Genomic DNA, 24,431 nt, shown 5'->3' with positions numbered 1-24,431 from the left:
GTCCATATCTTTCAGATCTCTGTCGAGGGTGGCAAATAGTTTCTCGCGTCAGCGTTTATGGTTGACGGGGTAACTTTGCGGCAAACCATCCGGGGCGTCTGGTGTCTGATCTTGCATGGGTAGAGCGAATCCGTACGGAGTTCGCGCATTGGGTGCTTGAGCTGCCCGCCGAACATCCCGGCGTCGGCGCGCTCCTCGACCAGCACGTGGCCGCCGTACGGCATGCCCTCCGCTCCATCGGCGAGCAGGCGGGCCACACCGCCCTGCTCAGCTACCTGATCGGCTTCTGGGACGGCGCGCACGAGAAAGGGTGGCGGGTCCCCGAGCCCGGCCACCCTCTCGACTTCGCGACGTTGCGGATGAGCGCGGTGTGCCTGATGCTCGCCCCCGCGCAGACCGCCTGAGACGGTTACAACGGCGGCGGCTCGCCGGGGCGCGACTGGTAGCCGCCCTCACCTGGACGCGGGCCGCCCTCGCCCGGACGGGGTTGAGAACGGCCGCCTTCACCCGGCCGCGGCTCGAAGCCGCCGCCCCCCGTGGGCTGCGCCGACTCGGGCGCACCGGTCCGCGCGGTGGCCCGAGCAGGGGCGGGCGCCTCGGTGCCTGCCAGAGCGTCCTGGCGTCCCTTGTCGTAGGCCGCCGCCTCGGTGCGGATGGTGCCGGTCTCGGCCTCCGCCCTGGTCAGCCACCCTTCCCAGCGCTGTTGCATCGGCCTGACCAGGCCGCCCCCGACGCCGACGATGAGGATGCCTGCCACCGTGGCCAGGAACGCGACCAGCACCGGCGTGGTGACGGTGGTGGCGATCTCGACCTGGTTGAGCGCGGCGATCACGCCGAGGGCGATGATGAACACCTGCGCGATCGTGGCGAGCACGCGGCCATAGGACAGACCGCCCAGCGCGGCGCCGACGATGTCCCTGACCGCGCTGGCGATCGCGGCGGCCACGACGATGATGATGATCGCGACCGCGGCCTTGGGCAGCCAGGCCACCACGCCGCCGAGGAGCGCGCTGATCGGGTTGGGCCCGAACACCGAGAACGAGATCTGCAGCGTGATCAGCAGCACCGCGTAGTAGACGAGTTTCGCGATGAGGTCCGACGCGTCGTAGCGGCTGCGTTCCATCATCCGGCCAACGCCGCCGCGCTCGACCCAGCGATCGAATCCGACGCGTTCCAGTCCCTTGCTGACGGCCTTCTGTAGCACCTTGGCGATCAGCCAGCCGACCAGCAGGATCACCAGGAACGCGATGAACTTCGGTACGAAGGTGACGAGCGCCGTCCAGGCGTCGATCAGTCCCCTTCTCCAGTCGTCAGGATTCATGGCTCAGGTTCCCCCTCCAGCCTGGTGTTTCGCCTGACAGGAGGAGACCTGCCCTTTCACTGGGTGACTATGCGCTACATGTGGCGACAAGCTGTGTATGTCGGCTTTATAGGCTTTCGAGAAGATAGGTGAGTTGACCTCGCCTTTGCTTCAGGCATCGTTGACGAGCAGCCGACCGAGGCCGAGATCGGTGCGACCAAGCAGATGATCTCCACATTGGAGCACTCCCGGCGGAACGAGCTCCCCGCGGAGTTCGTCGGCCTCTTCCGGGCCGACGCGATCTGGACGAGGGGCCACGGCAAACGCCTGTTCGGCCGCGACGAGATCTCGCCGTTCGCCTGCTCCCTGGCGCGATGAAGGACTCCACGGCGACCTACGAGGCGGTTCACGTGCTCTTCATCCGCCCCGACGTCAAAGCGCACCCGAACTCGGCCGGAGATAGGCCCCACCCTTTCGAGCCACGACTGCGCGCTCAGCCGACGGCAGCGCCGAACCACCTGGGCAGCCGGCTGAGTAGATCCTGCTGGTCTTCACCGACCCACGCCACGTGGCCGTCCGGCCGCAGCAGCGCCGCCGGCACGTCCAGTTCCTCGCTGACGTCGACGACGTGGTCGACCCGATCTGCCCAGCCCGCCACCGAGAGCCGGCCGGTCTGGTCGAGCAGTAGTCCGCGGCCGCCGTGCATCAGCTCGTAGAGGCGCCCCCGCTTCAGCTCCACGTCCCGCATCCGCCGACCGAGCAGTTCATGGCCCTCGCCGAAGTCGTAGCGCACCCCGATCGCAGTGATCTTCTCGATCAGGTACCGGTTCACCTCCTCGAAGTCCATCAGTTCCGACACCAGCCGGCGCACCGACCGGGGGCCCGGTTCGATGGACAGCAGCTCCATCTGCGCCCGGGTGTTGTCCAGCACGTCGGCGGCCACCGGGTGCCGTTCGGTGTGGTAGCTGTCCAGCAGCCCCTCCGGTGCCCAGCCGTTCACCTCGGCGGCCAGTTTCCAGCCGAGATTGAACGCGTCCTGGACACCGAGGTTGAGCCCCTGCCCGCCGGTCGGCGGGTGGATGTGCGCCGCGTCGCCGGCCAGCAGCACCCGGCCGGTCCGGTAACGCTCGGCCTGCCGGGTGGCGTCGCCGAAGCGGGACAGCCAGCGCGGTGAGTGCGCGCCGAAGTCGGTGCCCGCGAAGGCCCGCAACTGCTGCTTGAACTCCTCGAGGGTCGGCGGAACCGTGCGGTCCTCGACCACCCCCTCGGCGGGCACGACGAGGCGGTACACCCCGTCCCCGAAAGGTATGGCGCCGAACCGCAGTTGGGTCTTGCGGACTTCCGCGACGACGGCGGCAACCGTCGCCGGATCCTCGGTCACCTCCATCTCGCCCAGCAGCGTCTCGACCCTGGTGGGCTCACCGGGGAAGCCGACGCCGAGCAGCTTGCGCACCGTGCTGCGGCCGCCGTCGCAACCGACGAGGTAGCGCGAGCGCAACTGCGTGCCGTCGGCCAGCTCGACGGTCACCCCGTCCTCCTCCTGGCTCAGCCCGATCAGTTCGCAGCTGCGCCGGATCTCGGCCCCGACCTCGGCGGCGTGCTCGGCCAGCAGGCGCTCGGTGACGGTCTGCGGGATGCCGAGGACGTACGGATGTGCGGTGTCCAGCCGGTCGGGCCACGGCTTTGGCGACCCATGACACGTTGGTTAACGGCACCCCGACCGGGGTCCGTCGTCGCAGCAGATGAGGCCGGTCATCGGCTCTGGCTCTTCGGTCTGGGTCAGCGTCGCCCTGGCGGGGGAACGAGGACCCAAGCCATGCCAGCGGCCTGAGCAGCCTGGATCCCGTTGTCGGCGTCCTCAAAGACCAAGCAGTGCTTCGGGTCGACGCCCAACTGCTGGGCTGCTAGCAGAAACGGGTCCGGGGCGGGTTTAGCCCGCGGATACTCGCCGGCGCAGACCATCACCTCGAACTTGTCGAGCAGTGCCAGGGCGGTCAGCGTAGCCGTCACCGACTCACGGCTGCTACCAGATACGACAGCGAACGGGATGCGTCCGAATTCAGCTTCGATGTGCTCGAGCACGCCGGGCACTGCGGTCAGCTGGGGCAGCATCTCCTGGCAGAGCTCCTCACCGCGGCGAGCGACGGCCGGCACCGGCATGGCCAGCCCCTGGCTTGCATTGAGGTCGGTGATGATGTCGACCACCGTCCGACCGCCCCACGCGTAGAACAGTTCTTCGGAGAGCTCACATCCCCACTCGCTCAACGCCTGCTGCCAAGCGAGAAAGCGCAGCGGCATGGAATCGGCTATGGTCCCGTCGCAGTCGAAGAGATAGGCGCCGAACTCACCGGGGGGAAGACCCAAGATCACCGGGCCATTTTATAGGGAGACCTTGACCAGCACCCGCGCAGCCCAGGCCTATTATTCGGGCCCTACGCTCTCGAAGGTGTCTCCAGCCCCAAAGTAGGTCTTGATCGCGCGCGGCGCCTTCGCAGGGGCGTCGGAATTAGGTTTCCCGACAGGGTGCTCACCAGGCTGTTTGGCGCGCCCGCTCGTCAAGCCGGGCGCGCTTCTGTTCGGCTCCGGCGAGGCTGACCTTAAAGTCCTTCGCGTCCTTCAGCGACACGATCACGCACAACTCGTAGGAGGCCCGCTCGATGACCCCGTCGGCGTCCACGACCGCCCGCGCCAAGCTGGAGATGTACGCCGGGCTCGGCATGGTCGGCACCCCGCATCCGCCTTGATCGGTGCCGCCAGGACGACTAGCCTGATCGCCGTGCTGCCGAAGGCGGGGCCGAGGCGATCGCGTCACGCGGGAAGAGCCCCGACCACGACGAGCTGCTCGACCACACCGCCATGGAGTTTGGGACCGACTGACGATGAGCGCGGAAGAGGATTTCAAGCAGGTCGGCGCCGAGCTGGCCGACCTGGGTGTACGGATCGCCAGGATGATGGGGAGTCCCGCGCTCAAGGATCAGGCGGGGAAGGTGTTCGCGAGCCTGCAGCACGACGGCGCGATGGTGTTCCGGCTGGTCAGGGACACCCCCGAACACACAGCCGCGCTCGAGCTGGCCGGGGCGTCCCTGTTTGACCCCTCGGGGCAGGGCAGGGCGATAAAGGACTGGGTGGTAGTACCCCATTCCTCGGTCGAGAAATGGACGGATCTGGCCGAGGCCGCCCTCAGCCGCCCACGCTGATCAGTAAGCCACGTCGACGGTGTGGCGGTGGGTGCCTGAGTCGGGCAGGACGAGGATCGCGCCGGGGGCCAGATCGGGCAGCACGAAGCTGTAGGCGCCGTGCACCCCGAGGTGCCGGTTGACGAACGGCGACAGCCGGGCCATGTCCTCCTCCCGGTCCAGGCCGCACCTGAGGGTCGGCTCCCAGCCGGGTGCAGGCGATCGCATCCCGGCTCGCGAGCGGGAGCCGGCCGCATGGACACCGAGATCAACGCCCTGTGCACGACCCCTGGCCGAAGCTGCGAGCCCGACGGCAGGGCACGGCCGCGTATCTGCTCTTCGAAGGGGGCGGCTATGTTGTCCATATGGCGTCTGACTTCGAGGCGCAGTTGCGAGCGGTCTCGTTGCGCGTGACCCGGCCGCGGTTGGCAGTGCTCGCCGCGCTACGCGATCACGCGCACGTCGACACTGACACGGTGATCGCCCTGGTACGGGCCGAACTCCCCAGGGTCTCCCACCAGGCGGTGTACGACGTGCTGCGTGCGCTGACCAACGCCGGTTCGGTGCGGCGCATCGAGCCGGCCGGTACGACCGCCCGCCACGAGTCACGGGTGGGGGACAACCACCACCATGTCGTGTGCCGCTCCTGCGGTGCGATCGCGGACGTCGACTGCGCCGTCGGCCACGCCTCACGTCTCACCGCCTGGGATGACCAGGGCTTCGTGGTCGACGAGGCGGAGGTCGCCTATTGGGGCACCTACCCCGACTGTGCGACTAGACGCATCGCCCAGTGATACGGCAGTTCGGAGGAAGCAGATGAGCGACACCCAGGACAACGCCCCCTCCAGCGCGCAGGGCGTGGACCAGAAGGCGGCGGCCGGCTGCCCGGTCGCGCATGACTCCGTGACCGCGCATGGCAGCGAGAGCGAGAACCCGGCAATCGACTCGCCGACCCCGAAGACCGGCGGTCGTCCGCGCACCAACCGGGACTGGTGGCCCAACCAGCTCGACCTCTCGGTGTTGCGCGCGCACTCGTCCAAGGGCAACCCATTGGCAGAGGGCTTCAGCTACGCCAAGGAGTTCGAGAAGCTCGACGTCGAGGCTCTCAAGCGGGACATCATCGAGGTGCTCACCACCTCGCAGGACTGGTGGCCGGCCGACTTCGGCCACTACGGCGGTCTCATGATCCGGATGAGCTGGCACGCCGCGGGCACCTACCGCATCCACGACGGTCGCGGCGGGGCCGGCGACGGCGCTCAGCGTTTCGCCCCGCTCAACAGCTGGCCCGACAACGCCAACCTCGACAAGGCCCGCCGGCTGCTGTGGCCGGTCAAGCAAAAGTACGGCCAGAAGATCTCGTGGGCCGACCTGCTCGTGCTCGCCGGCAACGCCGCCCTGGAGTCGATGGGTTTCAAGACCTTCGGCTTCGGCTTCGGCCGCGAGGACGTCTGGGAGCCAGAGGAGATCTTCTGGGGCCCGGAGGACGCCTGGCTCGGTGACGAGCGCTACGCCACGGACACCGAGATGGTGCCGAACTTCGGCGCGACCGAGATGGGTCTCATCTACGTCAACCCGGAGGGTCCCCGCGGCAACGCGGACCCGGCTGCGGCGGCGCATTTCATCCGCGAGACCTTCAGGCGGATGGCGATGAACGACGAGGAGACTGTCGCTCTCATCGCCGGCGGCCACACGTTCGGCAAGACCCACGGCGCCGGCATCGCGGATGACCACGTGGGGCCGGAGCCCGAGGGCGCGCAGCTGGAAGCGCAGGGCCTGGGCTGGCTGAGCAGCTACGGCGCCGGCAAGGGCGGTGACACGATCACCAGCGGTCTCGAGGTGACGTGGAGCGACCGGCCTACGCAGTGGAGCAACCGTTTCCTCGAGATCCTCTTCGGCTACGAGTGGGAGCTCACCACGAGCCCCGGCGGCGCGAAACAGTGGGTCGCGAAGGACGCCGAGGCGATCATCCCGGACGCCTACGACCCGTCGAAGAAGCACAAGCCGACGATGCTCACGACCGACCTGGCGCTGCGCGTCGACCCGACGTACCAGAAGATCTCCCTCCGCTTCCTGGAGAACCCCGACGAGCTCGCGTTGGCCTTCGCCAAGGCCTGGTACAAGCTGCTGCACCGCGACATGGGTCCGGTCAGCCGCTTCCTCGGACCGTGGGTCGCCGAGCCCCAGCTGTGGCAGGACCCAGTGCCGGCCGTCGAGCACGAACTCGTGGGTGACGCCGACGTCGCTTCCCTCAAGGCGAAGGTCCTGGAGTCCGGCCTCACGACCGCTCAACTGGTCTCCACCGCCTGGGCCGCCGCCGCGAGCTTCCGGTCCACCGACAAGCGCGGCGGCGCCAACGGCGCCCGGCTCCGTCTCGAGCCGCAGCGCAGCTGGGAGGTCAACCAGCCCGAGCAACTCGCGACGGTCCTGGACACCCTCGAGAGCATCCAGCGCGAGTTCAACGAGGCCGGCGTCGCGAAGATCTCGCTCGCCGACCTGATCGTGCTGGCCGGCTCGGCCGCCGTCGAGAAGGCAGCACGCGAGGCTGGCGTGGCAGTGACGGTGCCGTTCCGCCCGGGCCGCACCGACGCCACTCAGGAGCAGACCGACGTCGAGTCCTTCCGGGTCCTCGAGCCGCGGGCCGACGGGTTCCGCAACTACCTGCGTTCCGGCGAGAAGACCCCACCGGAGGTGCTGCTCGTCGATCGTGCCTACATGCTCAACCTGACCCCGCCCGAAATGACCGTCCTTATCGGCGGCCTGCGTTCCCTCGGAGCCAACTTCGGCGGTACCCAGCACGGCGTCCTCACCGACCGGCCCGGCGTGCTCACCAACGACTTCTTCACCAACCTGCTCTCCCCGGGCGCCCGGTGGAAGGCGTCGGACTCCGAGGAGCATGTGTACGAGATCCGGGACGTGGCCACCGATGAGGTGAAGTGGACCGCCACCGTGGTCGACCTCATCTTCGGCTCGAACTCCCAGCTACGAGCCCTCGCGGAGGTCTACGCCAGCCAGGACGCCCGCGACAAGTTGGTGACCGACTTCGTTGCAGCCTGGACCAAGGTCATGGAACTCGACCGGTTCGACCTCGCCTGACCCGTCTCCACCCGACGAGCCCGGTGGAGCCACCGTGATCGACCGGGCTCGTCCGCCATTGGATCCGGTCCTTCTGCGACGCGTACAGCATGATCATGTACTTCATGACCCTTCCCTCTTCCGGGCCGGCACCTCATCGGTGCCTCTCACCCGGGACGTCGGAGCCGCCGGTCACGCTTTGCGTGTCTCCGGTGTGTGATGACGGTCACTCCGCCACACCGGCGTCGTAACGCCTGCGGGCCGCGTCGAGCTCGTTGACGTGCTTCTCGGCCCAGTCCCTGATGGCCGCCAGCGGTGCCTCCAGCGTGCGGCCGAGGTCGGTCAGCGCGTACTCGACCTTGGGCGGGACGGTCGGGTGGGCGGTGCGGGTCACCAGGCCGTCCCTCTCCAGGCTGCGCAGGGTCTGGGTGAGCATCTTCTCGCTGATGCCGTCGATGGGCTGGCGGATCTCGGCGTATCGTTTGGTGCCGGTGCTCAGCACGCCCACGATCAGCGCGGTCCACTTGTCGGCGATGCGGTCCAGGGCCGCCCGTGACGGGCAGGGCGCGCTGTAGACGTCGGCCGGCCTGCCGTCCGGCAGCCACGCCAGCACCCGCCCGGGGGTGCCGGGCCGGGGCCGCCTGGTGCGAGGGCTGCTCATCCTCTGTCCCGTGCCTTCCAGGCGCGCTGCCGTACTTCTCCGAAGACCTGACCCGCGAAGTGGCCGCCCGCCAGGATCGTCCCGGGCGTCTCCAGTTCCTTGAGCAGCCTCTCCCGGGTGGCCAGCCCGTGGTCGGGGTCGACGTCGAAACGGCAGGTCCAGTGGCTCTCGGCGACCTGCACCTGGCTGTGCATGACGTCGCCCAGGATGATCAACCGCCGATCGTCCTCGGGATCGGTGACGAGCAGGCTGAGGTGGCCCGGCGTGTGGCCGGACGTGGCCAGCACCCGCACGCCCGGGGCGATCTCCTGGCGGTCCTCGGCGAACTCCACCCGGCCGGCCAGCGGCTCCAGCACAGCCACCGGGTCGGGGCCGGGGAAGCCGGGCTCGCCGGTCCAGTACCGCCACTCGGGCTCGCTGACCAGGTGGCGGGCCGAGCCGAAGGTGAGCCCGGAGACCCGCCGGCCGTCGGGGAACGCCGGCGCGGGGGCCACGTCGCTGGTCCAGCCCACGTGGTCGTGGTGGAGGTGCGTGAAGACGACGGTGTCGACGTCGGCGGAGGAGAGGCCTTCCACCGCCAGGCTCGCCGGCAGCGCGCCGCCCCTGAACTCCGCCGCGCCCTCCAGGACGTAGTCGACCTCGCCCAGGCCGAGGTCGACCAGCAGCGACCTGCCCGCCGTACGGATGAGGAAGGCGCCGACGCTGACCGGGAACCAGCCGCGCTCGTCGAGGTACTCGGCGTGCCTCGCCCAGCCGTCCGGGACGCTGGCCGGGAAGAAGACAGCCGGGTTGATCCATCCGTGGCCGTCGGGAAGGTAGGTGACCGTGGTCGCGCCGATGCTGATCTGGGCGCGCGATGCGGGCTGAATCATGGGCTCCACTCTTGGAGAGTTGCTCTCCATTGTGAAGTACGCACTTGCAAGTGCGGTCGTGGGCATGGTGCGCGCAGGTCCTCCATTCCGGGCCCTGTCCACCCGCATCTCCGCCTGCAACCGGGCCCGCTCCTCCACCAACTCCTCGACCTTGGTCGCCTTTCCCGCGGCGCGCTGCTCGACCGCGGCCACCTCCCGCCTGTGCGGCCGCCAGCTCGTGCTCGGCCTGTCGCGTGCCGCCTGCGACTGCTCCAGACGGGCCGTGGCGCTGGCCGAGACTCCCGCTCCGCCCTGGTCAGCGCCTGCTCGGCGGTCTCCGCGCGGGTCACCGCACGTTCGCGTGCGCCTGGTCGCCTGCCAGAACACCGAGATCCTCGAGTCGTGACCGGCCGTCGGCGCCCCGGCCATATCCTTATGCCATAAAGAGTTGGCATCCGGTCAGGGAGTCGCGGCGTGACGGTGTACGCAGGGCAGGGCTCGATGGCGCTGCTGTGGCGCGCGCAGGGTGAACCCCGCGCCAAGCCGGGCCCGAAGCCGGGGCTGAGCGTCGACCTCATCGTGGAGACCGCGATCGCGGTCGCCGACGAGGTGGGGATGGCGGCGCTCTCGATGCGTACCGTGGGCGAGCGGCTCGGCCGTACGGCGATGGCCCTCTACACCTACGTGCCGAACAAGGGTGAGCTGGTCGACCTGATGTACGACAGGGCGCTGGCGCGGCTGCCCACCGGCTACGACCTGTCGGACGGCTGGCGGGCGGCGCTGACGCGGTGGGCGGACGACGTCTGCGACTTCTACGTGCGCCACCCATGGGTGCTGCAGGTGTCACAGGCCCGCCCCGTGCTCGGGCCCAACGAGTTCACGGTCCTGGACACGCTCGCGCGGATCCTCGCGGCGACGGGGCTGCCACCGCAGGTGCTGCGCGGGATCGTGTCCGCCCTGTTCGACGTGGTGCGCGGCGCGGCCAGGACGATCGCCGAGGCGCGACAGGCCTCGTCGGCGACCGGGGTGTCGGACGAGGAGTGGTGGCAGGCGCGCTCGGCGCTGCTTCAGGAGATCGCGCCCGACTTCGCCGACCGGTTCCCGATGGCGCTCTGGCTGGAGAGCGCGGGCGAGCCGTCACGGGACCTGGAAAGCGGCGAGCCGTACCTGGAGCGGGCGGCGCGGCAGGCGTTCAGATCCGGGCTGACCCTGCTCTTGGACGGCATCAAGGCCGCAGGGGCGGCGTAGGTCACCGGGCCGTGTGAGGTCGTGGGGCCGTTGGAACGAGCCCCACGTCCGAGGGCCGGTGGGGATGATCAGATCCTTGCGGATCTTCTCGACGGGTTGGCCGGGCGCGCGGCGCCGCAACGGTGTGGATCATGTCGTCGGCGATGACGGCGGGACGGCGCTGACACCGCGGTTGACGGGCAACAGGCCGAAGGCCTTATGCGTTCGGATCGTTTCGCGCTCGCCGACCAGATCCGCCGGCTCCCCGGCGTCCGCCGCGTGCTCTGAGATGCGGCGCTCCCTGACGTCGACACGACAGAAAGAAGAAAGAGACATGGAAACCCCCACTCACACCACGGCCGAGGCCGCCCAGCTCGACCATCGACGCACTCGACGAGCCTTCGGCAAGGTGAAGGTCCTCGTCGCGGCCTACGGCGCGCTCAGGCCGCAGTCCTCATCACGGTCGCCATCCTCGCGATCGCCGGGCAAACGGTGACCTCGTTCATGTGGGGCCGATCAGCCGGAGTGCTCGCGAGCGCCGCGGTGACCTACTGGCTGACCGTTCGCGCCTCACGGGGAGCACGATGGGCCTATCTACGCGTGCGCATCATCTCCTCCATCATGCCGATCGCGATCATCGCCATCGACACGATCCCCGGCATCCTCCCGGCGTGGTTCATCATCATGCAGGCCACCTGCGCGCTCGCCATCGCTGCAGCCGCTTTCATCGTCAACGGATCCGGACTGCAGGCCGCTTTCCCCAAGGCGCGCTGACCCCGTCAGTTCCTGCAAGAGCACCCCTCGGGGAAGGAAAGCACGGCCAGTTCACTCGGGGGTGTCGGTGAGGGTCCCGCTCAGGAGCTTCAGGAGTGGCCCCGGCGATCAGCACGGCGAGGACGTCCTCGGCGGGCAGCGGCGGAATGACGAGCCGCCCGCGTCGGGACGAACGACGTCGGCGCCGGTGGGCGCCGTCAGCGCGCGAAGCCGTCCAGGGCGGCGAGGATCTCCTTGCGCATGGTGTCGCTGCCGGTGTGTCCCGAGTCGTCGATCACGACGAGCCGGGCGTCGGGCCAGGCCTGGGCCAGCTCCCACGCGGTCACCAGCGGCCCGCCGAGGTCGAAGCGGCCGTGGATGAGCACGCCGGGGATGCCGGCCAGCTTGTGCGCGTCGCGCAGCAGGATGCCCTCTTCCAGCCACGCGTGGTTGGAGAAGTAGTGCGCGCAGATCCTGACGAAGGCCAGCAGCGCGGCGGGCGGCCTGTCGCTGTAGGCGTTCGGCTTGCCGTTGACCTCGAGGGAGATCACCGCGTCCTCCCACGTGGCCCAGTCGTCGGCGGCCTTGGCGCGCACGTCGGGATCGGGGTCGGACAGCAGCCGCGAGTAGGCGGACAGCAGGTCGCCGTCGCGGTCGGCCTCGGGCACGCCCTCCCTGAACCGCTGCCACTGCTCGGGGAAGAACCTGCCCACACCCTTGTAGAGCCATTCGGTCTCGGAGCGCCGCGTCATGGTCACGCCGGTGAATACCATCTCCGACACGCGTGAAGGATGCGCCTCGGCGTAGGCGAGCATCAGGGTGGAGCCCCACGACCCGCCGTACAGCAGCCATTTGTCGACGCCGAGGTGCTCGCGCAGCCGCTCCATGTCGGCGACGAGGTGGTGAGTGGTGTTGGCGCTCAGGTCCGTGGCAGGGTCGCTGGCATGCGGCAGACTCCTGCCGCAGTTCCGCTGGTCGAACAGGATGATCTTGTAGCGCTCCGGATCGAAGGCCCTGCGCTGACCCGGCGTGCAGCCAGAGCCGGGGCCGCCGTGGACGACGAGCGCGGGCTTGCCCTCCGGGTTGCCGCAGACCTCCCAGTAGACGAGGTGGCCGTCACCTGTGTCGAGGTGGCCGTGGTCGTAGGGCTCGATAGGGGGATACATGCCGGGTCCTTTCCGTCAAAAATACAACAGCGCTGTTATATTAGCGTCATGGAATCCCGCGAGGTGCTCGGAACGCGTCTGCGCCTGCTGCTCGATCTGCTCGACGACGGCGTGACCGCCCTCTACACCGAGCTCGACCTGGACGGCTTCCGCCCCCGCTACACGCCGATCCTGCGCCACGTGGCCACCGAAGGCCCGAGCTCCATCCGCGACCTGGCCCGCGCGATCGGCGTGACGCACTCGGCCGCGAGCCAGACGGTGGCGCAGCTGGCCAAGGAGGACCTGGTCACCCTCTCCCCCGGCGCCGACGCCCGCCGGCGCATCGTGCACCTCACGCCGAAGGCCGAGGCCCTGCTGCCGGCCATGGCCCGGGAATGGGAGGCCACCAACGCCGCCGTGGCCGAACTGGAGGCCGAGCTTCCGTACCCGCTCAGCCGCCTGGTGGATGAGACCCTGGAGGCTCTGCGCCGCCGCCCGATGCCGGATCGGACCACCGCCGCCGCCAAAACGCAGTCGCCCAGCTGAGGGTCGCGCGGGCTCGGCCGGCGACCTATCCGGCCGGGGAGGGGCTGAGGGCGGTGGCCACCTCGGCGGCGGGGCCAGGGGGCAGGGTGCCATGCAGGAGTTCGACGCGGTGGGAGAGGCGGGGGGCGAGGACGGGGACGCCGCGGCCGACCGAGGCGGGCAGCAGGGTGAGGCCGTGTCCTGCCTCGACGAGGTTGAGCACGGTGTGCACGTCGTCGCCGGTGTAGGCCAGACCGGGGCGGAAGCCGTCACCCAGCAGGTCGCGCAGCCGTTCGAGCGGGCACAGTGTGGTCTGCAGCCACACCGCGTCGACCAGGTCGGCCAGGCGCAGTCCCGTCCGGTCGGCGAGCGGGTGGTCGGCGGGGAGGGCGACGAGCAGGCCCTCCTCCGCGATCCCGACCGCCGCCAGAGGGCCGACGTCGGGCAGGCGCAGGGGGGCGTTGGGGGCGGCGATGCCGTCTGTCATGCCGAGGTCGGCGCGTCCTGCCGCGACCTCGCCCGCCACCTTGTCTCGGTCGAAGGTGACGAGCGTGAGGTCGAGGCGGGGGTGGGCGGTGCGGACGCGGGCCAGCCGTGCCGCGATCGAAGCGGTGACGGCCAGGGGCGAGGCGGCCACCGTCAGGCGATGGACGGGAGCGGCAGCCGCGCGGCGCACGTCGGCTCGGGCGGCCTCCACGCGCAGCAGCAGCGGCCCCGCGTGCTCCAGCAGCCGCGCGCCCGCCGCGGTCGGGGCGACGGGACGGCGGTGCAGCAGCGGCAGCCCGAGATCGGCCTCCAGCGCGGCGATCTGCTGGGAGACCGCCGACTGGGTGTAGCCGAGCTGCTCGGCCGCCGCCGAGAACGACCCGCAGCGGGCGACGGCGACCAGGGTTCTGAGCAGGTGCGGATCCATCCGCCCAACTTAGAGCCCCTGGGAATGGACCGGGCCTGATGGTGGCTGGTTGATCTTGGCAACGTGCGCGAGCCCGTCGGCGCGGCGGTCCCCTGTCACGGACGCCAGTACAGCGAGGGGTCGGGGTGGTCGACGAAGCCGAGTTCACGGTAGAGCGGTTCGCCGTCGTGGGAGGCGTACAGGTCCACTCGGGCGACCTCACGCTCCCGGAACCAGTCGAGCAGGCCCTGCATGATCGCGCGGCTGTGACCGCGCCGTCGGTACGCCGGGTCGGTGACCACGCCGATCACGTGTCCGATCCGGCCGTTGAGCAGGTGCGGGCCGGGCAGCCGTTGCTCGATGGTGCCGATGCCGCAGGCGGCGAGGCCGTTGTCACCGTCCACGGCGAGGATCCGCACACTGTCCGCCGTCAGCTGTTCCTTCAGCACCGCGGCGAGGGCGTCCCGCCAGTCGCCGGCTGATGAGGGGTTGAAGAAGCTGCCGCCGAGGGTCTCGAACAGCAGCGCTCGCAGGCGTACGAGCTCCGCGACGTCGTCCTCCACTGCCTGCCGTACACGCCGCACGTCATGACTCCCCGGTGATCGTGCGCTCCGGGTGGCGTAGCCGTAGGGCGGTGCAGGTTTCGACATGCAGACCATTGTTGCAACTCATTTGCAGTTGCTGCAATAGGGCGGTACTGGCCTGTCGGTCGCTGCTCGACCCCGGTAGCCGAAACCGGGGGCGCCCTGTTCTATCTGTCGATGACCGAGCGGAGGTGTGCGGTGGTCCCGGAGTGCCAGCACCGACCCAGGAGCCGCCCGCGGGAGGCGGCACTCATCATCGCGGCGGTCGACCTGCGACGAGTCGGGCACTCCGCCGCGATCCCCCGTGCCCTGCTCGATCAGCTCCGCGCGCACTACCTCTCGACCAGAGGAGGATGACGGTTGCGTCCCGAACCCCCCAGGCGGCGCCGGCGCCACTCTCCCGGGCGGCACGGGGTTCGTCAGTCTGCTTTCGGCTGGGTGCGTCGGGCGTAGGCGCGGGCGGCGCGGGCGCGGTCGCCGCAGCGGGTGGAGCACCAGTGGCGGCGGCCGTGGCGCAGCAGGTAGCGGTTACAGGGGGTGGAACCGCAGCCGGTGAGGCGCTCGGCGTCGGGGCCGGTGAGGAGGTCGGCCGTGTTGGCCGCGAGGGTCGCGAGAGCACGGTCGAGGATCTCGTTGGTGGGGCACGGCGCCGCGCGGTAGGGGCCGTTCTTCTCGTCCCAGTACAGCAGGGCGGCCGTGGGAGCCCTGCTCAGCGCGTCGTTGACGGCGGACAGTGCCGCAGGCAGGGCGGGCAGCCCGGCGACGCGGGCGGCGAACAGTGCCCTGAGATGTTCGCGCAGGGAGCGCAGCTGCGTCGCGCACATCTCCTGCACCCCGGCGTCGGCCGGCGCAAGGCCGCGTTCGGCGAGCCACCGATTCGTGCCCTCGGGGGTGCCGAGGAGATCGATGAAGTGCCCTCCGGGCAGCGCGATGGCGGTGTTGACGAAGTCGAGGGCGAGGTAGTCCACCGCCCCCGGCGCGGGCGGTGGCACGGATTCGGCGGTCAGGGCCTCACTCATAGCTGTCATGGTACGGCTTGCATTCATCCGTGAGACACCGCTACCGTCGTTCACGGATAAACCGCTTCCCATCCGTGAGGTTTTGATGGCTGGTACGAGCACGACCACTGAGCAGATCCCCGTCCGTGTCTTCGGCGGCCCGACCGCCCTTTTCGAATACGGTGGCCTGCGATTCCTGACCGACCCGACCTTCGACGCGCCCCGCGACTACCACGTGCCGGGCGGCCGGTTGACCAAGACGGCGCCCTCCTCCGCCGCACCGGCCGGCCTCGGCCGTATCGACGTGGTCCTGCTCTCCCACGACGAGCACCCCGACAACCTCGATGACTCCGGCCGGGCGCTGCTCGCCGACGTCCCGCTGACCTTGACCACGCCTGGAGGCGGCCAACGCCTGGGGGCGGGGGCCAGGGGGCTGGCCGACTGGGAGTCGATCGAGCTGGACCGCCCCGGCGGCGGCACGATCACTGTCACGGGCGTGCCTGCCGTCCACGGGCCCGGCGCGCGCGAGGAGGTCGAACCGATCACCGGCCAGGTCGTCGGATTCGTCCTGACCGGGGAGGACCTGCCCACGATCTACGTCAGCGGCGACAACGCCTCGCTCGACCTGGTCAAGGAGATCGCCGAGCGGTTCGGCCCGGTGGACACCGCCATCCTGTTCGCCGGGGCTCCCCGCTTCGACGTCCTCTTCGACGGCGCGCTGATCGTTCTTGACAGCGCACAGGCGGCCGACGCCGCCGAGATCCTCGGTGCCCGCCGGGTGGTTCCCGTCCACTACGACAGCTGGGCACACTTCACCGAGGGCCATGACGAACTGGTAGCCGCATTCACCGGCGCCGGGTTGCGTGACCGCCTGGACCTGGGCGACCGACGCTGACCGCGCGGCTGGGCCGGCCGGGTGACGACCGATGCCTCGGCAGGGCCGGTCGGCTCGCGGCCTCCCCCGGATCGGCTTGCCACGGCGGTGCCCGCGCCTTCTCCAGACCTGCCAGACCCGCCGGTGGCACCGTCCGGCAGGGTCACGCCTAGCGAAAGAACTCTTTTGTGACGACTACCGTGCCCGCTCGGATCCAGGATCTCCCGCAGTCTCAGGCGCAGCGCCGCGTCCTGATCGTCTTGATCGCCGCTCAGGTCCTCAGCGGCGCCGGCCTGGCGGCCGGTGTGACCGTAGGGGCCCTGCTTGCGCAGGACATGCTCGGCTCCACCGGCCTTGCCGGTCTGCTCAGCGCCCTGGCCACCGCCGGTTCCGCGCTGGCGGCCATCGTGGTCGGGCGTATCTCTCAGGCGCGCGGCCGTCGCCCCGGCCTTGCCGCCGGGTACCTGGCCGGTGCCGTCGGCAGCGCGGGCGTCATCGCTGCCGCCGTCGCCGGCGACTCCGTCCTGCTGTTCGTCGCGATGTTCGTCTACGGCGCCGGCACGGCCACCAACCTGCTGGCCCGGTACGCCGGCAGCGACCTGGCGGCTCCCGAGCACCGAGCCCGCGCCGTGTCCACGGTGCTGGTCGCCACCACCCTGGGCGGCGTGGTCGGCCCCAATCTCGCCGCGCCCGCCGGCGACCTCGCTCATGCCCTCGGCATCCCCCGTCTGGCCGGGCTGTTCCTGCTCTCGGGTGCCGCCTATGCAACAGCCGCCCTGGTCCTGGCCATCTGGCTGCGTCCCGACCCGCTGCTGCTGGCCCGCACGATGGAGGCCGAACGTGCCGCCGCGGCGTTCGCGCGTCCAGGCGGTGCCGGCGACCGGGTGCGGCCGCCGGTCGGATGGCGCCGCTCCGGCGTACTGGTGGGTGCGCTGGTCATGGCGATCACCCAGTTGGTCATGGTCGCGATCATGACGATGACGCCGGTCCACATGCACGACCACGGCCACGGCGCCGCCGCCTCCGGCCTCGTCATCGCCATCCACATCGGGGCGATGTATCTGCCCGCGCCCCTGTCCGGCTGGCTCGTCGACCGGTACGGCCGGCGCACGGTCGCCGCCGTCTCCGCGCTGGTCATGCTGGCCGCCGGGATCGTCGCGGCCAACGCCCCTGACGGTTCCGTCGCCGTGTTCGCGGTGGCTCTCACGTTGCTGGGTGTGGGCTGGAATCTCGGTCTCGTCAGCGGCACCGCGATCGTCACCGACGCTGTCCCGTTGGCCACCCGTGCCAGGACCCAGGGCTTGGTCGATGTCTCCATCGCCATCGCGGGCGCCGTGGGCGGCATGGCCTCGGGCCTGGTCGTCGCCGCCGCCGGCTATCCTCTCCTGGCCGTCGGCGGCGGTATCCTCGCGCTGGCCATCGTGCCGGTCGTCGTCGCAGCGCGCAGCCGTTGAGCGCAGGCCCCTGGCCATTTCCTTTGAGAACCGCGGCCACGCTGTCTCCACCGCGCGGCGGACCCGCCCCTCCGCGGCCGGGTCGGGATCGAACAGCGTGACCGACTTTCCGGCGGCCAGGAACAGGGCGGTCCAGCTCTGGCCGATCACTCCGCCGCCGGGCGAGGCGACACGGGCGACCTCGATGGGCGACGAGGCGCGCTCAGAAGGTGACAGCTCAGAAGGGTGACATGGTCGGCTCCCTTGAGACCGAGCCGCTCCCGGGCCTGCGCCGGGGTGGCGACCTCATCTCGTCCGGTGTCACCGGCAGGTGCGGTGACGTCGTCGGCGTGTGAATGCCGCCGGTGGGCGCGTAGGTGATGATGACGGGCCTCGACATGGCCGTTCCTCTAGGCGGTGAGAGTGGGGACGGCGTCCCCGCGATCGCGCTCGGCGGCGGCCCCTTCCACCCACGACCGGTAGGCGTCGAGGACGAGGCCGTGGAAGTGATGCACGCCGTGCTCGGACAGCCCTGAGCCGGAGGGGTCGTAAACGATGCGGCCCTGGTCGAAGGCCGGGGTGCTCATGCCCCGCTGGACGCTCTCGACCAGCGCGATGTCCTGCTGCTGCAGCACCTCGTCGATGTACCGCACCGACTGCACCTCGGCGTCCTCGAGCTCGGCCGTCTCGAAGTAGAAGTCCCAGGTCTCCAGGGTCCGGCCGGGACCGGCCGGAACGACCTGGAAGACCATGAAGTTGCCGCGACCGGGGTATCGCAGCAGACAGGTGTTGGGCCACAGCCACCACACCGCGTGCTGCGTGACTGACGCACCCGAGACGTCGTACGCTGCGTTCTCGTGCTTGCCGGCCTCGGCGAAGTGGCTCGACCAGATGCCGTGGGTCTTCACCTCGTAGGTGTCCATGTCGACGAGGTCGACGAACTCCTTGTGGGCGATGTGACAGTGGTAGCACTCCAGGAAGTTGTCGATGACGTTCTTCCAGTTGGACGCGACGTCGTAGGTCAACCGCTTCGCGTGCGTCAGTCTGGCCACGTCGGGGGCCCACCTGGCGATGTCGGCCGCCAGATCCCCGGCCTGCTCGCCCAAGGGAGCGGCGCCCCGGTCCAGGTTCGCGTAGACGAATCCACCGAACTCCTCCACCAACACCTGGTCGAGGCAGATCTCGCTCTTGTCGAAGGTCTCCATCCTGTCGGCGCGACGAGCCGCCTTCAGCTGCCCGTCGAGGCCGTAGGTCCATGCGTGGTAGGGGCAGACGATGTTGCGCGTGGTGCCGGAGCCCGCGAGCAGCTCATGGGCGCGGTGCTTGCAGACGTTGTAGAACGCGCGCAGCGCTCCGTCACGATCACGGACGATCGCGATCGGCATGCCGGCCACGGTGGCCGACACGTAGCTGCCCGGCGACTTGAGCTTCTCCCCGTGGCAGATCCACTGCCAGGTGCGGGCGAAGATCGCCCGGACGTCGGCCTCGAGCCACCGTGGGTCCGTGTACGCCTCCGACCGCAGCGACATCGATCGTTCGGGGGCCTCGTGGAACCCGGTGCCGACGCGGCGTACGTCGTCCAGCGTGACTGGTGCCATGGTGGGAGCATACGAGTGTTTGAACGATCGTTCAATGCACTCCTGGACGTTCGTTCAGATTTGCCGTCGCGCAACAGGTCAGTCGGCGAGTGCGATTTCCTCGCAGCGAGTGACGTTCCTGCTGATCGAGTCGCGGTCGAGCCCCAGCAGGGCCGTGAGCCACAAGCCGTTCTGGATGACGTCGATGTCGGCGGCCCGCCTTTCGCACTCGCCGCGCGACAACTCGGGGCGGGCCGCACGGACAAGGGCGGCGAGCCCAGCGCGGTAGCGTTTCTGGGCCACCGTGTTGATGCGCTCGAAGTCCTCGTGGGCCTGGGCCAGCGCCCAGAGCTGAAGTCGCAGGGAGAGGTACTCCGTCGTCAGGAACTCCGGGTCCGCCACTCGCTTCAGCGCGGCACGCAGCCGCTCTTCCGGTTCCAGGGTGAGGTCCGGCTCGACCAGCGCGATGTCCTGTTCCTCGATGCGGTGCAGGGCCGCACGGATCAGGCTCGTCTTGTCCTCGTAGTAGTAGTTCACCAGCCCCAACGAGACCCCAGCCTCACGCGCGACGGCACGCATACTGACCCCGGATATGCCCTGCAGGGACAAGAGCCGAAGCACCGCCTCGAGGATCCGCGCCTGCCGGTCGACTTTCTCATCGGCGTCCATCGCGCGCACGGATCTCGGACTCACATCCACAACCTTAGTAGGCCCCCACTCGGGTTCCATTCTTCCCCGAGGGCCGTATCCGAGATCTCTCGGATACGGCCCCTCTCGGGGTCGTTGGCGTGGGCCAGACGGCGGAGGCCTATGCCGGATCGGGGCCGAACTCCCTCAGACGCGGCCGTCCAGGGGAGTTCGGTGTGGCCGGGTACCCATCGCGATCGCAGAAGTTCCTGTGATCGCGATGGGCAGGGTTTAGCGACCGGCGCTTAGACTCATCGCCGCAAAGGCACCAAAACCCCGCCGCGCCACCTGACCAGCTACTGCTAGCCACGGCCCGACATGTTCACGAAGTCCCGAACGCGAAGATCAGAGTTAGGCCTTCGAGGCCGACTTCCAGTCCGGGACGAGGAGCCCGAGCAGCACCTCGTCCAGGAACTCGCCCAATCCACCATGCGGTGATACATCACCCGAGCTGGCGGATGCGGCATTCGCGAAGATCAGAGGTTAACGACAAGACTTAGCCGTCGATCCGGCTGACGGTGTACATCTGCGGGGTGGCGCCGAGCTGGGCGCGAAGTTGCTGGCCGCTGCCCACGTTGGAGGCGGGCTTGTGGTCGCTGATCACTACCGGCCGTCCGTCTTGCCACCATTCGTAGTGGTCGCCGCTGCCAAGGAACCTCCACCGCTGGCTTGAGGAGCCTACGGCGCAGACGTAGCCGTCGCTGGAGTCCAGCCAGTGGCCGGCGTAGGGGCCGTCGTCGATTTTCATTCGGCAGCTCCAGCCGCCGTCCTCTTCCTCGCCGTCTACCGCGCGGAAGCGCGCCTGGGCGGACTCGACGGCGCCCCAGCACAGCCACTTGGTGTCCACCAGATGCGAAGGGTGGCCGACGGTGGACTGTGTGCCGTACGCGAAGTCCAGCCGGCTCTGGGTGTGTAGCTCCGTGCCCCGGTAGATGGAGAATCGTCCTTTTGGAAGTCCCATAGATCCCTCACTGGATACCTTGTGTATTCGTACATACTCATAGAGTAGCTATCCAGGATCGGAACGGGCCACACCCAGACCAGTGGGGCAAAATAGAGCGTTTCCGCAGCTGACCGGCAGTGACGGTTGCCCGCGCCGCTCCTAGGTTTCGGTCCGGACAGTCAAGAATGAGTCGGGCGCCGGACATCGTGATAACGACGGCGACCGTGTTTCCGCGGCCGCAACTGGTAACCCGCGCTATTCGACTCCGATGAGTTGCCGTCGAGGGAGCCAGGTGGCATCCCCGGAGGACCTGGGACGGAGTCATGTCCCTGGCCCTGGCTGCACGTCGGTCCTTGGTGATTGTTCGAAGAAGCAAGGAAGCGACTCAAGTACTGCGATGCTGGCCGGCGGAAACTGGTGCGGAGGATCAACGGAACCTTCCTCGTTTGCACGCAGGTGTCGGTCGATGAAGCGTTGCGTTCGGGTAAGGACCGTGGCGCACTGAGCGGCCGTGATCTGGCCCTGGTGGAGGGCTTCAGCAAGCTCGTCGAGGTCCAGGACGTGGTAACGATCAGCACCGGGTGGCACCAGGAAGTCAACGTAGAGGTCATGGACGACAAGTCCAGTCTCGGTCAGTTCAACCTCGACCAGGTCGATGTACCACCAACCCTCTACCGGGCCCGCGAACACAACGGGCCTGGTCAACTGGATGCCTTGGTCGAGCAATAGGAAGCTGCGATCGATGGTCGGCCGTCCGGCCACTTGATACTCGGGTAAGAGCCGTGCGTCGTAGGCGACAACCTCTCCGATCCGGCGGCCGGGGCACCACTGACCCGTTCGGTGAAAGACCCAGACATTCTCGATGAGCGGCGTTGTGGTCACCTCGTGACCCTCCCATGACCCAGCAAGGGGTGCCGGTAAGAGCGCTGTTTGTTGATCTTGTTCGGAATCGATGCTCGGCCGCTCCCTGGACACCCTCCTCGAGCTGTCGAAGGAACTCCGACGACCGGCCATCACCGATCTCCGCCAGCAAAAGACGAGCCCGTATGACATCGCGTCGCCCTCTCGCTTGGCGCCGATCCGACGCTCTCCGCCAAGGCGGGCGCCACCTGGTGGCTGGCGGACCTCCCGCCGGAAACAGTGTCGCTGGACCAGATGCGAGGCGTGCTCCGCGAAGGGCCCGATAGAGCCTTGAGACATCGACATCCACACGACCAACCGACATGCCGAGGAATCACGGTGAACGCGGTTGCTCCCGGCGTCACCCGGACGGCAACCAACGGATCGGTCTTCGAAGCGCCGGGCCTGGCCGAACTCATCGCCGCAACGACGGTGCTCACACGCCTGCCGGGTCCGCGCCCATCGGGTGCCCCGGCCCAAGTCGTGATCTACGCCTGATTGCCTGTCTGGACCAGGCCGGTGCTTCCGCCGAGAGGCAGGCGCTCCCGCTTTGGCGTAGCGGCGCACGAGTTCCTGCGCCTTGATCATGGGCTGGTAGGCGGTGTTGGTGCTCTTGAACTCCAGGGTCTCCAGCAGCGCGATCAGGCCCCGGCGGTAGTGGTTGGTGTAGGAGGCGCGCAGCGTGGTCTGCACCGTGGTTCGATACGCCGGGCCCTTGGTCTTGCACTCGTGCACCAGGTCCCGCAGGGCCTGCTCGCCCGGCTCACGGGGGAGGCTCGCTCTGATCGCTTCGAGCGCCCTGGCCACCGCGGAGCACCGGGTCGGGGCCTCCACGATGGCCGAGGCCGCTCATCGTCCTCAGAGGGTGACGCGTACCAGGTTTCTGGCGCGCAGGGCGTAGAGGGCGCGGCCGTCGGGAGCGGCGGCCAGCAGCGGCTGGGTGCCGTAGGCCTCCGCGTTGAGCCCTTCGACCACCGGGGAGATCGTCATGGCGGACGGGTCGAGCCGGTAGATCGTCTTGCCGTCGGTGCCGTAGACGCGGCCGTGCGTCTCCACGAGCGTGCCGCTGCGCGCCGCGCTGAGCGGCACCTGGAGCGTACGGGTGACCTGCTTGCGCCACGGGTCGAACTCGAACAGCACGCCGGTGTCGGCGATGCCGTACAGCTTGCCCCGGTGCGCGACCAGGTCGGAGATCGACGTCGCGCCGGGCACGGGCACGACCGACCAGCGAACCCGCTTGGTCAGCAGGTCGAAGGCCGCGAGCTTGGCCTCCTTCTCGACAGGCGTGGTGCCGAGGCCGCCGGCGATCTCGCTGGCGACGTAGGCGGTGCCGAGCATGCTGGTGACCGAGCGGATCGACTGGTTCTGGACGACGTTCCTGAACGCCTCCATCTTGTCGCGGCGCGGGTCGTAGAGGGCGAGGGCGCCGCCGTGCAGGCCGTACTCCGGCTGGGTGCCGATCAGCAGCCGCCCGAGCAGACGGTCGTAGTGGGCGTCGAGCGGGCGGTTCTGCTCCTCGCCGACCCTGGTGAGGCGCTTCAGGTCGCTGCCGTCCTGGCGCATCCCGAACACGTAGGCGAGCGTGTAGATCGACAGGTAGACCTGCTTTCCGACGACGGTCATCGCCTTGGCCTCGCCCGGCACGAACGTGCGCGTGCTCGCCCCGGTGGCCACGTCGTGCACCTGGACGCCCGCCTTGCCACTGACCAGCACCTGGTCACGCGTCGCGGTGACGGCCATCGCCAGCTCGGGCGCGGGCGGCATGCCCGCCTGCGTGAGGTCGACGCCGGTCAGCTCGCCCGTGGCCAGGTCGTACTCCACGATCGAGCTGGTGAGCACCCCCGTCACCTTCCCGCCGCCGATGAAGATGCGGGTGAACGACGCCCCGTCGTACGGCACCGCCAGCTTGTCGAGTTTGGCGGTGTCGCGGTCGTAGCGGTAGAGCGTGCCCGACGGCCTGGTGCCGAAGTAGACGTCGTTGTTGGGCGCGGCGATGCCGATGGCCGTGACGTAGGAGTCGCCGGGCGCGTCCACCAGCACGTGGCGCGACGGATCGGCGGTCTCCATCAGCATCAGGTCACCGGTCGCCGACAGCCCCGCCGCCAGCAGGCCGCCCTCCAGGGCCAGGGTCCCGACGAAGGTGCGGTCGGCCAGTTCGGCCGGCAGGATCTCCCGCTTGGCGCCGGTGACCCTGTCGATGGCGATCAGATGCGCCTTCGCACCCACGCCCGCGTAGATGGTGGTGTCGTCCACGGCGATGCTGCGCACGTACTGCTCGCCGGCGACGGCCTGGCCGAAGTCGCGGGTCTGGCCGGTGGCAGGGTCGTACTCGACCACGCGCCCGCGCGGGTAGGTGCCCGCGTAGATCTTGCCGTCGGGGGCGGCGTCGAGGCACCAGATGAAGTTGTCCGGCTTCACGTCGGCGACCTTCGTGGCCGTGCCGGTGCGGGTGTCGACCTTGTGGATGTCGCCGGGGGTGTAGGTGCCGACGTACAGGTCGGTGCCGACGGCGGCCGCCGCCCACGTGCCGTCACCCGTGGGCAGCTCGGTGACCGAGGTGACCTTGCGCTGTGCGGGGTCGTAGGCGCCGAGCCGCGTCGGCTTGATGCCGCCGGTGCCCAGGTAGAGCCGGTCGCCCACGAACTCGGCCGCGCTGATCGAGGTCACCTCCGAAGCGGGGCCGAGGTCCTCGACCACCGGCGCGGCGGGGGCGCTGTCCTCGATCGCCGGGGCGGCGGTGGCCGGGGCGGGCAGGCAGGTCAGGCCGACGGCCAATGCCGTCGCCAGCACGGCGGCGAACCGTGTCTTCCTCATCGATGTGCCTCTCGTGTGG

At 69.3% G+C, this 24,431-nt stretch carries 28 protein-coding genes and 2 pseudogenes; 14 read left to right on the top strand and 16 right to left on the bottom strand.

Translation table 11 applies throughout. The annotated features are described in order from the left end of the window. Positions 1-152: 152 nt before the first annotated feature. A complete protein-coding gene (locus AB0B45_RS38290; RefSeq protein ID WP_358141219.1) occupies positions 153-404 on the top strand; it encodes a DUF6401 family natural product biosynthesis protein in 252 nt (83 codons plus the stop codon). Positions 405-409: 5 nt separating this feature from the next. Here the strand turns inward: AB0B45_RS38290 and AB0B45_RS38285 are convergent, their stop codons facing one another. Beyond that, positions 410-1,321 (bottom strand): hypothetical protein, encoded by a 912-nt coding sequence (locus AB0B45_RS38285; RefSeq protein WP_358141216.1) that lies wholly within the window; start codon positions 1,319-1,321, stop codon positions 410-412. 204 nt (positions 1,322-1,525) lie between these two features. On the opposite strand from AB0B45_RS38285, the gene AB0B45_RS38280 reads away from it, so the two are divergent. After that, a complete protein-coding gene (locus AB0B45_RS38280) occupies positions 1,526-1,678 on the top strand; it encodes a hypothetical protein (RefSeq protein ID WP_358141213.1) in 153 nt (50 codons plus the stop codon). A gap of 115 nt (positions 1,679-1,793) precedes the next feature. Here AB0B45_RS38280 and AB0B45_RS38275 read toward each other — a convergent pair. The 3 genes and pseudogenes from AB0B45_RS38275 to AB0B45_RS38265 form a co-directional block, all read right to left on the bottom strand. Further along, positions 1,794-2,984: pseudogene (locus tag AB0B45_RS38275) on the bottom strand (FAD-dependent monooxygenase); the annotation flags it as partial. 95 nt (positions 2,985-3,079) lie between these two features. Beyond that, positions 3,080-3,670, bottom strand: coding sequence for an HAD family phosphatase (locus AB0B45_RS38270; protein ID WP_358141210.1), 591 nt, complete (start codon positions 3,668-3,670; stop codon positions 3,080-3,082). Between the two features lie 157 nt (positions 3,671-3,827). Then, positions 3,828-4,019, bottom strand: coding sequence for a hypothetical protein (locus AB0B45_RS38265; RefSeq protein WP_358141356.1), 192 nt, complete (start codon positions 4,017-4,019; stop codon positions 3,828-3,830). Between AB0B45_RS38265 and AB0B45_RS38260 the strand changes: the two are divergent. Together AB0B45_RS38260 and AB0B45_RS38255 are read left to right on the top strand one after the other, a co-directional pair. Then, positions 3,985-4,177, top strand: a pseudogene (locus tag AB0B45_RS38260) (argininosuccinate synthase); the annotation flags it as partial. The gene AB0B45_RS38265 and the pseudogene AB0B45_RS38260 overlap by 35 nt on opposite strands. 2 nt (positions 4,178-4,179) lie before the next feature. Then, positions 4,180-4,497: a hypothetical protein gene (locus AB0B45_RS38255; protein ID WP_358141207.1), complete on the top strand. Its 318-nt coding sequence runs from the start codon at positions 4,180-4,182 to the stop codon at positions 4,495-4,497. Here AB0B45_RS38255 and AB0B45_RS38250 read toward each other — a convergent pair whose 3' ends face one another. Then, positions 4,498-4,704: a hypothetical protein gene (locus AB0B45_RS38250; RefSeq protein ID WP_358141204.1), complete on the bottom strand. Its 207-nt coding sequence runs from the start codon at positions 4,702-4,704 to the stop codon at positions 4,498-4,500. A gap of 137 nt (positions 4,705-4,841) precedes the next feature. On the opposite strand from AB0B45_RS38250, the gene AB0B45_RS38245 reads away from it, so the two are divergent. Together AB0B45_RS38245 and katG are read left to right on the top strand one after the other, a co-directional pair. Continuing rightward, a complete protein-coding gene (locus AB0B45_RS38245; RefSeq protein WP_358141201.1) occupies positions 4,842-5,270 on the top strand; it encodes a Fur family transcriptional regulator in 429 nt (142 codons plus the stop codon). Positions 5,271-5,292: 22 nt separating this feature from the next. Then, entirely contained in the window at positions 5,293-7,569 is a 2,277-nt protein-coding gene (katG, locus tag AB0B45_RS38240; protein WP_358141198.1) for a catalase/peroxidase HPI, read from the top strand. Positions 7,570-7,774: 205 nt separating this feature from the next. Here the strand turns inward: katG and AB0B45_RS38235 are convergent, their stop codons facing one another. Both AB0B45_RS38235 and AB0B45_RS38230 read right to left on the bottom strand, forming a co-directional pair. Then, positions 7,775-8,209 carry a helix-turn-helix domain-containing protein gene (locus AB0B45_RS38235; RefSeq protein WP_358141195.1) on the bottom strand — a complete coding sequence of 145 codons (435 nt, stop codon included), beginning with the start codon at positions 8,207-8,209 and terminating at the stop codon, positions 7,775-7,777. Continuing rightward, complete coding sequence (locus AB0B45_RS38230; protein WP_358141192.1) at positions 8,206-9,081, bottom strand: MBL fold metallo-hydrolase; 876 nt, start codon at positions 9,079-9,081, stop codon at positions 8,206-8,208. Before AB0B45_RS38230 ends, AB0B45_RS38235 begins: the two co-directional genes overlap by 4 nt. Before the next feature lie 64 nt (positions 9,082-9,145). Between AB0B45_RS38230 and AB0B45_RS38225 the strand changes: the two genes are divergently transcribed. The 4 genes from AB0B45_RS38225 to AB0B45_RS38210 all read left to right on the top strand — a co-directional run bounded on the left by AB0B45_RS38225 (position 9,146) and on the right by AB0B45_RS38210 (position 11,061). Beyond that, positions 9,146-9,466 (top strand): hypothetical protein, encoded by a 321-nt coding sequence (locus tag AB0B45_RS38225; protein WP_358141189.1) that lies wholly within the window; start codon positions 9,146-9,148, stop codon positions 9,464-9,466. Between the two features lie 68 nt (positions 9,467-9,534). Continuing rightward, positions 9,535-10,308: a TetR/AcrR family transcriptional regulator gene (locus AB0B45_RS38220; RefSeq protein WP_358141186.1), complete on the top strand. Its 774-nt coding sequence runs from the start codon at positions 9,535-9,537 to the stop codon at positions 10,306-10,308. Between the two features lie 313 nt (positions 10,309-10,621). Next, positions 10,622-10,783, top strand: coding sequence for a hypothetical protein (locus AB0B45_RS38215; protein WP_358141183.1), 162 nt, complete (start codon positions 10,622-10,624; stop codon positions 10,781-10,783). 104 nt (positions 10,784-10,887) lie between these two features. Beyond that, positions 10,888-11,061, top strand: a complete 174-nt coding sequence (locus AB0B45_RS38210) for a hypothetical protein (RefSeq protein WP_358141180.1) — start codon at positions 10,888-10,890, stop codon at positions 11,059-11,061. 197 nt (positions 11,062-11,258) lie between these two features. Here AB0B45_RS38210 and pip read toward each other — a convergent pair whose 3' ends face one another. Beyond that, positions 11,259-12,206: a prolyl aminopeptidase gene (gene pip, locus AB0B45_RS38205; protein WP_358141177.1), complete on the bottom strand. Its 948-nt coding sequence runs from the start codon at positions 12,204-12,206 to the stop codon at positions 11,259-11,261. Between the two features lie 48 nt (positions 12,207-12,254). Between pip and AB0B45_RS38200 the strand changes: the two genes are divergently transcribed. Beyond that, the gene (locus tag AB0B45_RS38200) at positions 12,255-12,731 is read left to right on the top strand and encodes a helix-turn-helix domain-containing protein (RefSeq protein ID WP_358141174.1); all 477 of its coding nucleotides are present in this window, start codon (positions 12,255-12,257) and stop codon (positions 12,729-12,731) included. Positions 12,732-12,756: 25 nt separating this feature from the next. Here the strand turns inward: AB0B45_RS38200 and AB0B45_RS38195 are convergent, their stop codons facing one another. The 3 genes from AB0B45_RS38195 to AB0B45_RS38185 all read right to left on the bottom strand — a co-directional run bounded on the left by AB0B45_RS38195 (position 12,757) and on the right by AB0B45_RS38185 (position 15,205). Next, positions 12,757-13,623 carry a LysR family transcriptional regulator gene (locus tag AB0B45_RS38195; protein ID WP_358141171.1) on the bottom strand — a complete coding sequence of 289 codons (867 nt, stop codon included), beginning with the start codon at positions 13,621-13,623 and terminating at the stop codon, positions 12,757-12,759. 95 nt (positions 13,624-13,718) lie between these two features. Continuing rightward, a complete protein-coding gene (locus tag AB0B45_RS38190; protein ID WP_358141168.1) occupies positions 13,719-14,186 on the bottom strand; it encodes a GNAT family N-acetyltransferase in 468 nt (155 codons plus the stop codon). 419 nt (positions 14,187-14,605) lie between these two features. Beyond that, complete coding sequence (locus AB0B45_RS38185) at positions 14,606-15,205, bottom strand: ABATE domain-containing protein (RefSeq protein ID WP_358141165.1); 600 nt, start codon at positions 15,203-15,205, stop codon at positions 14,606-14,608. A gap of 85 nt (positions 15,206-15,290) precedes the next feature. Here AB0B45_RS38185 and AB0B45_RS38180 point away from each other — a divergent pair, with 85 nt between their 5' ends. Together AB0B45_RS38180 and AB0B45_RS38175 are read left to right on the top strand one after the other, a co-directional pair. Next, on the top strand, positions 15,291-16,079 hold the full coding sequence (locus AB0B45_RS38180) for an MBL fold metallo-hydrolase (RefSeq protein WP_358141162.1): 789 nt from the start codon (positions 15,291-15,293) through the stop codon (positions 16,077-16,079). A 167-nt stretch (positions 16,080-16,246) separates the two neighbouring features. Beyond that, the gene (locus AB0B45_RS38175) at positions 16,247-17,512 is read left to right on the top strand and encodes an MFS transporter (protein ID WP_358141159.1); all 1,266 of its coding nucleotides are present in this window, start codon (positions 16,247-16,249) and stop codon (positions 17,510-17,512) included. A gap of 217 nt (positions 17,513-17,729) precedes the next feature. Here the strand turns inward: AB0B45_RS38175 and AB0B45_RS38170 are convergent, their stop codons facing one another. From AB0B45_RS38170 to AB0B45_RS38155, 4 genes are all read right to left on the bottom strand, one after another. Continuing rightward, entirely contained in the window at positions 17,730-17,891 is a 162-nt protein-coding gene (locus AB0B45_RS38170; protein WP_358141155.1) for a 3-keto-5-aminohexanoate cleavage protein, read from the bottom strand. A gap of 10 nt (positions 17,892-17,901) precedes the next feature. Beyond that, a complete protein-coding gene (locus AB0B45_RS38165) occupies positions 17,902-19,089 on the bottom strand; it encodes a ring-hydroxylating oxygenase subunit alpha (protein WP_358141152.1) in 1,188 nt (395 codons plus the stop codon). 78 nt (positions 19,090-19,167) lie between these two features. Further along, the gene (locus AB0B45_RS38160) at positions 19,168-19,737 is read right to left on the bottom strand and encodes a TetR family transcriptional regulator (RefSeq protein WP_358141149.1); all 570 of its coding nucleotides are present in this window, start codon (positions 19,735-19,737) and stop codon (positions 19,168-19,170) included. Positions 19,738-20,251: 514 nt separating this feature from the next. Then, positions 20,252-20,716 (bottom strand): hypothetical protein, encoded by a 465-nt coding sequence (locus tag AB0B45_RS38155; protein ID WP_358141146.1) that lies wholly within the window; start codon positions 20,714-20,716, stop codon positions 20,252-20,254. Positions 20,717-21,058: 342 nt separating this feature from the next. Here AB0B45_RS38155 and AB0B45_RS38150 point away from each other — a divergent pair, with 342 nt between their 5' ends. Continuing rightward, complete coding sequence (locus AB0B45_RS38150; protein WP_358141143.1) at positions 21,059-21,427, top strand: hypothetical protein; 369 nt, start codon at positions 21,059-21,061, stop codon at positions 21,425-21,427. Positions 21,428-22,456: 1,029 nt separating this feature from the next. Here AB0B45_RS38150 and AB0B45_RS38145 read toward each other — a convergent pair. Beyond that, positions 22,457-24,412 (bottom strand): hypothetical protein, encoded by a 1,956-nt coding sequence (locus AB0B45_RS38145; protein WP_358141140.1) that lies wholly within the window; start codon positions 24,410-24,412, stop codon positions 22,457-22,459. Between the last annotated feature and the right edge of the window lie 19 nt (positions 24,413-24,431).

The sequence above is a fragment of the Nonomuraea sp. NPDC049152 genome, assembly GCF_040648355.1.
Classification (GTDB): domain Bacteria; phylum Actinomycetota; class Actinomycetes; order Streptosporangiales; family Streptosporangiaceae; genus Nonomuraea.
The sequence above is the reverse complement of the archived record's forward strand: the minus strand, read 5'-3'. Positions and strand labels throughout refer to the sequence as shown.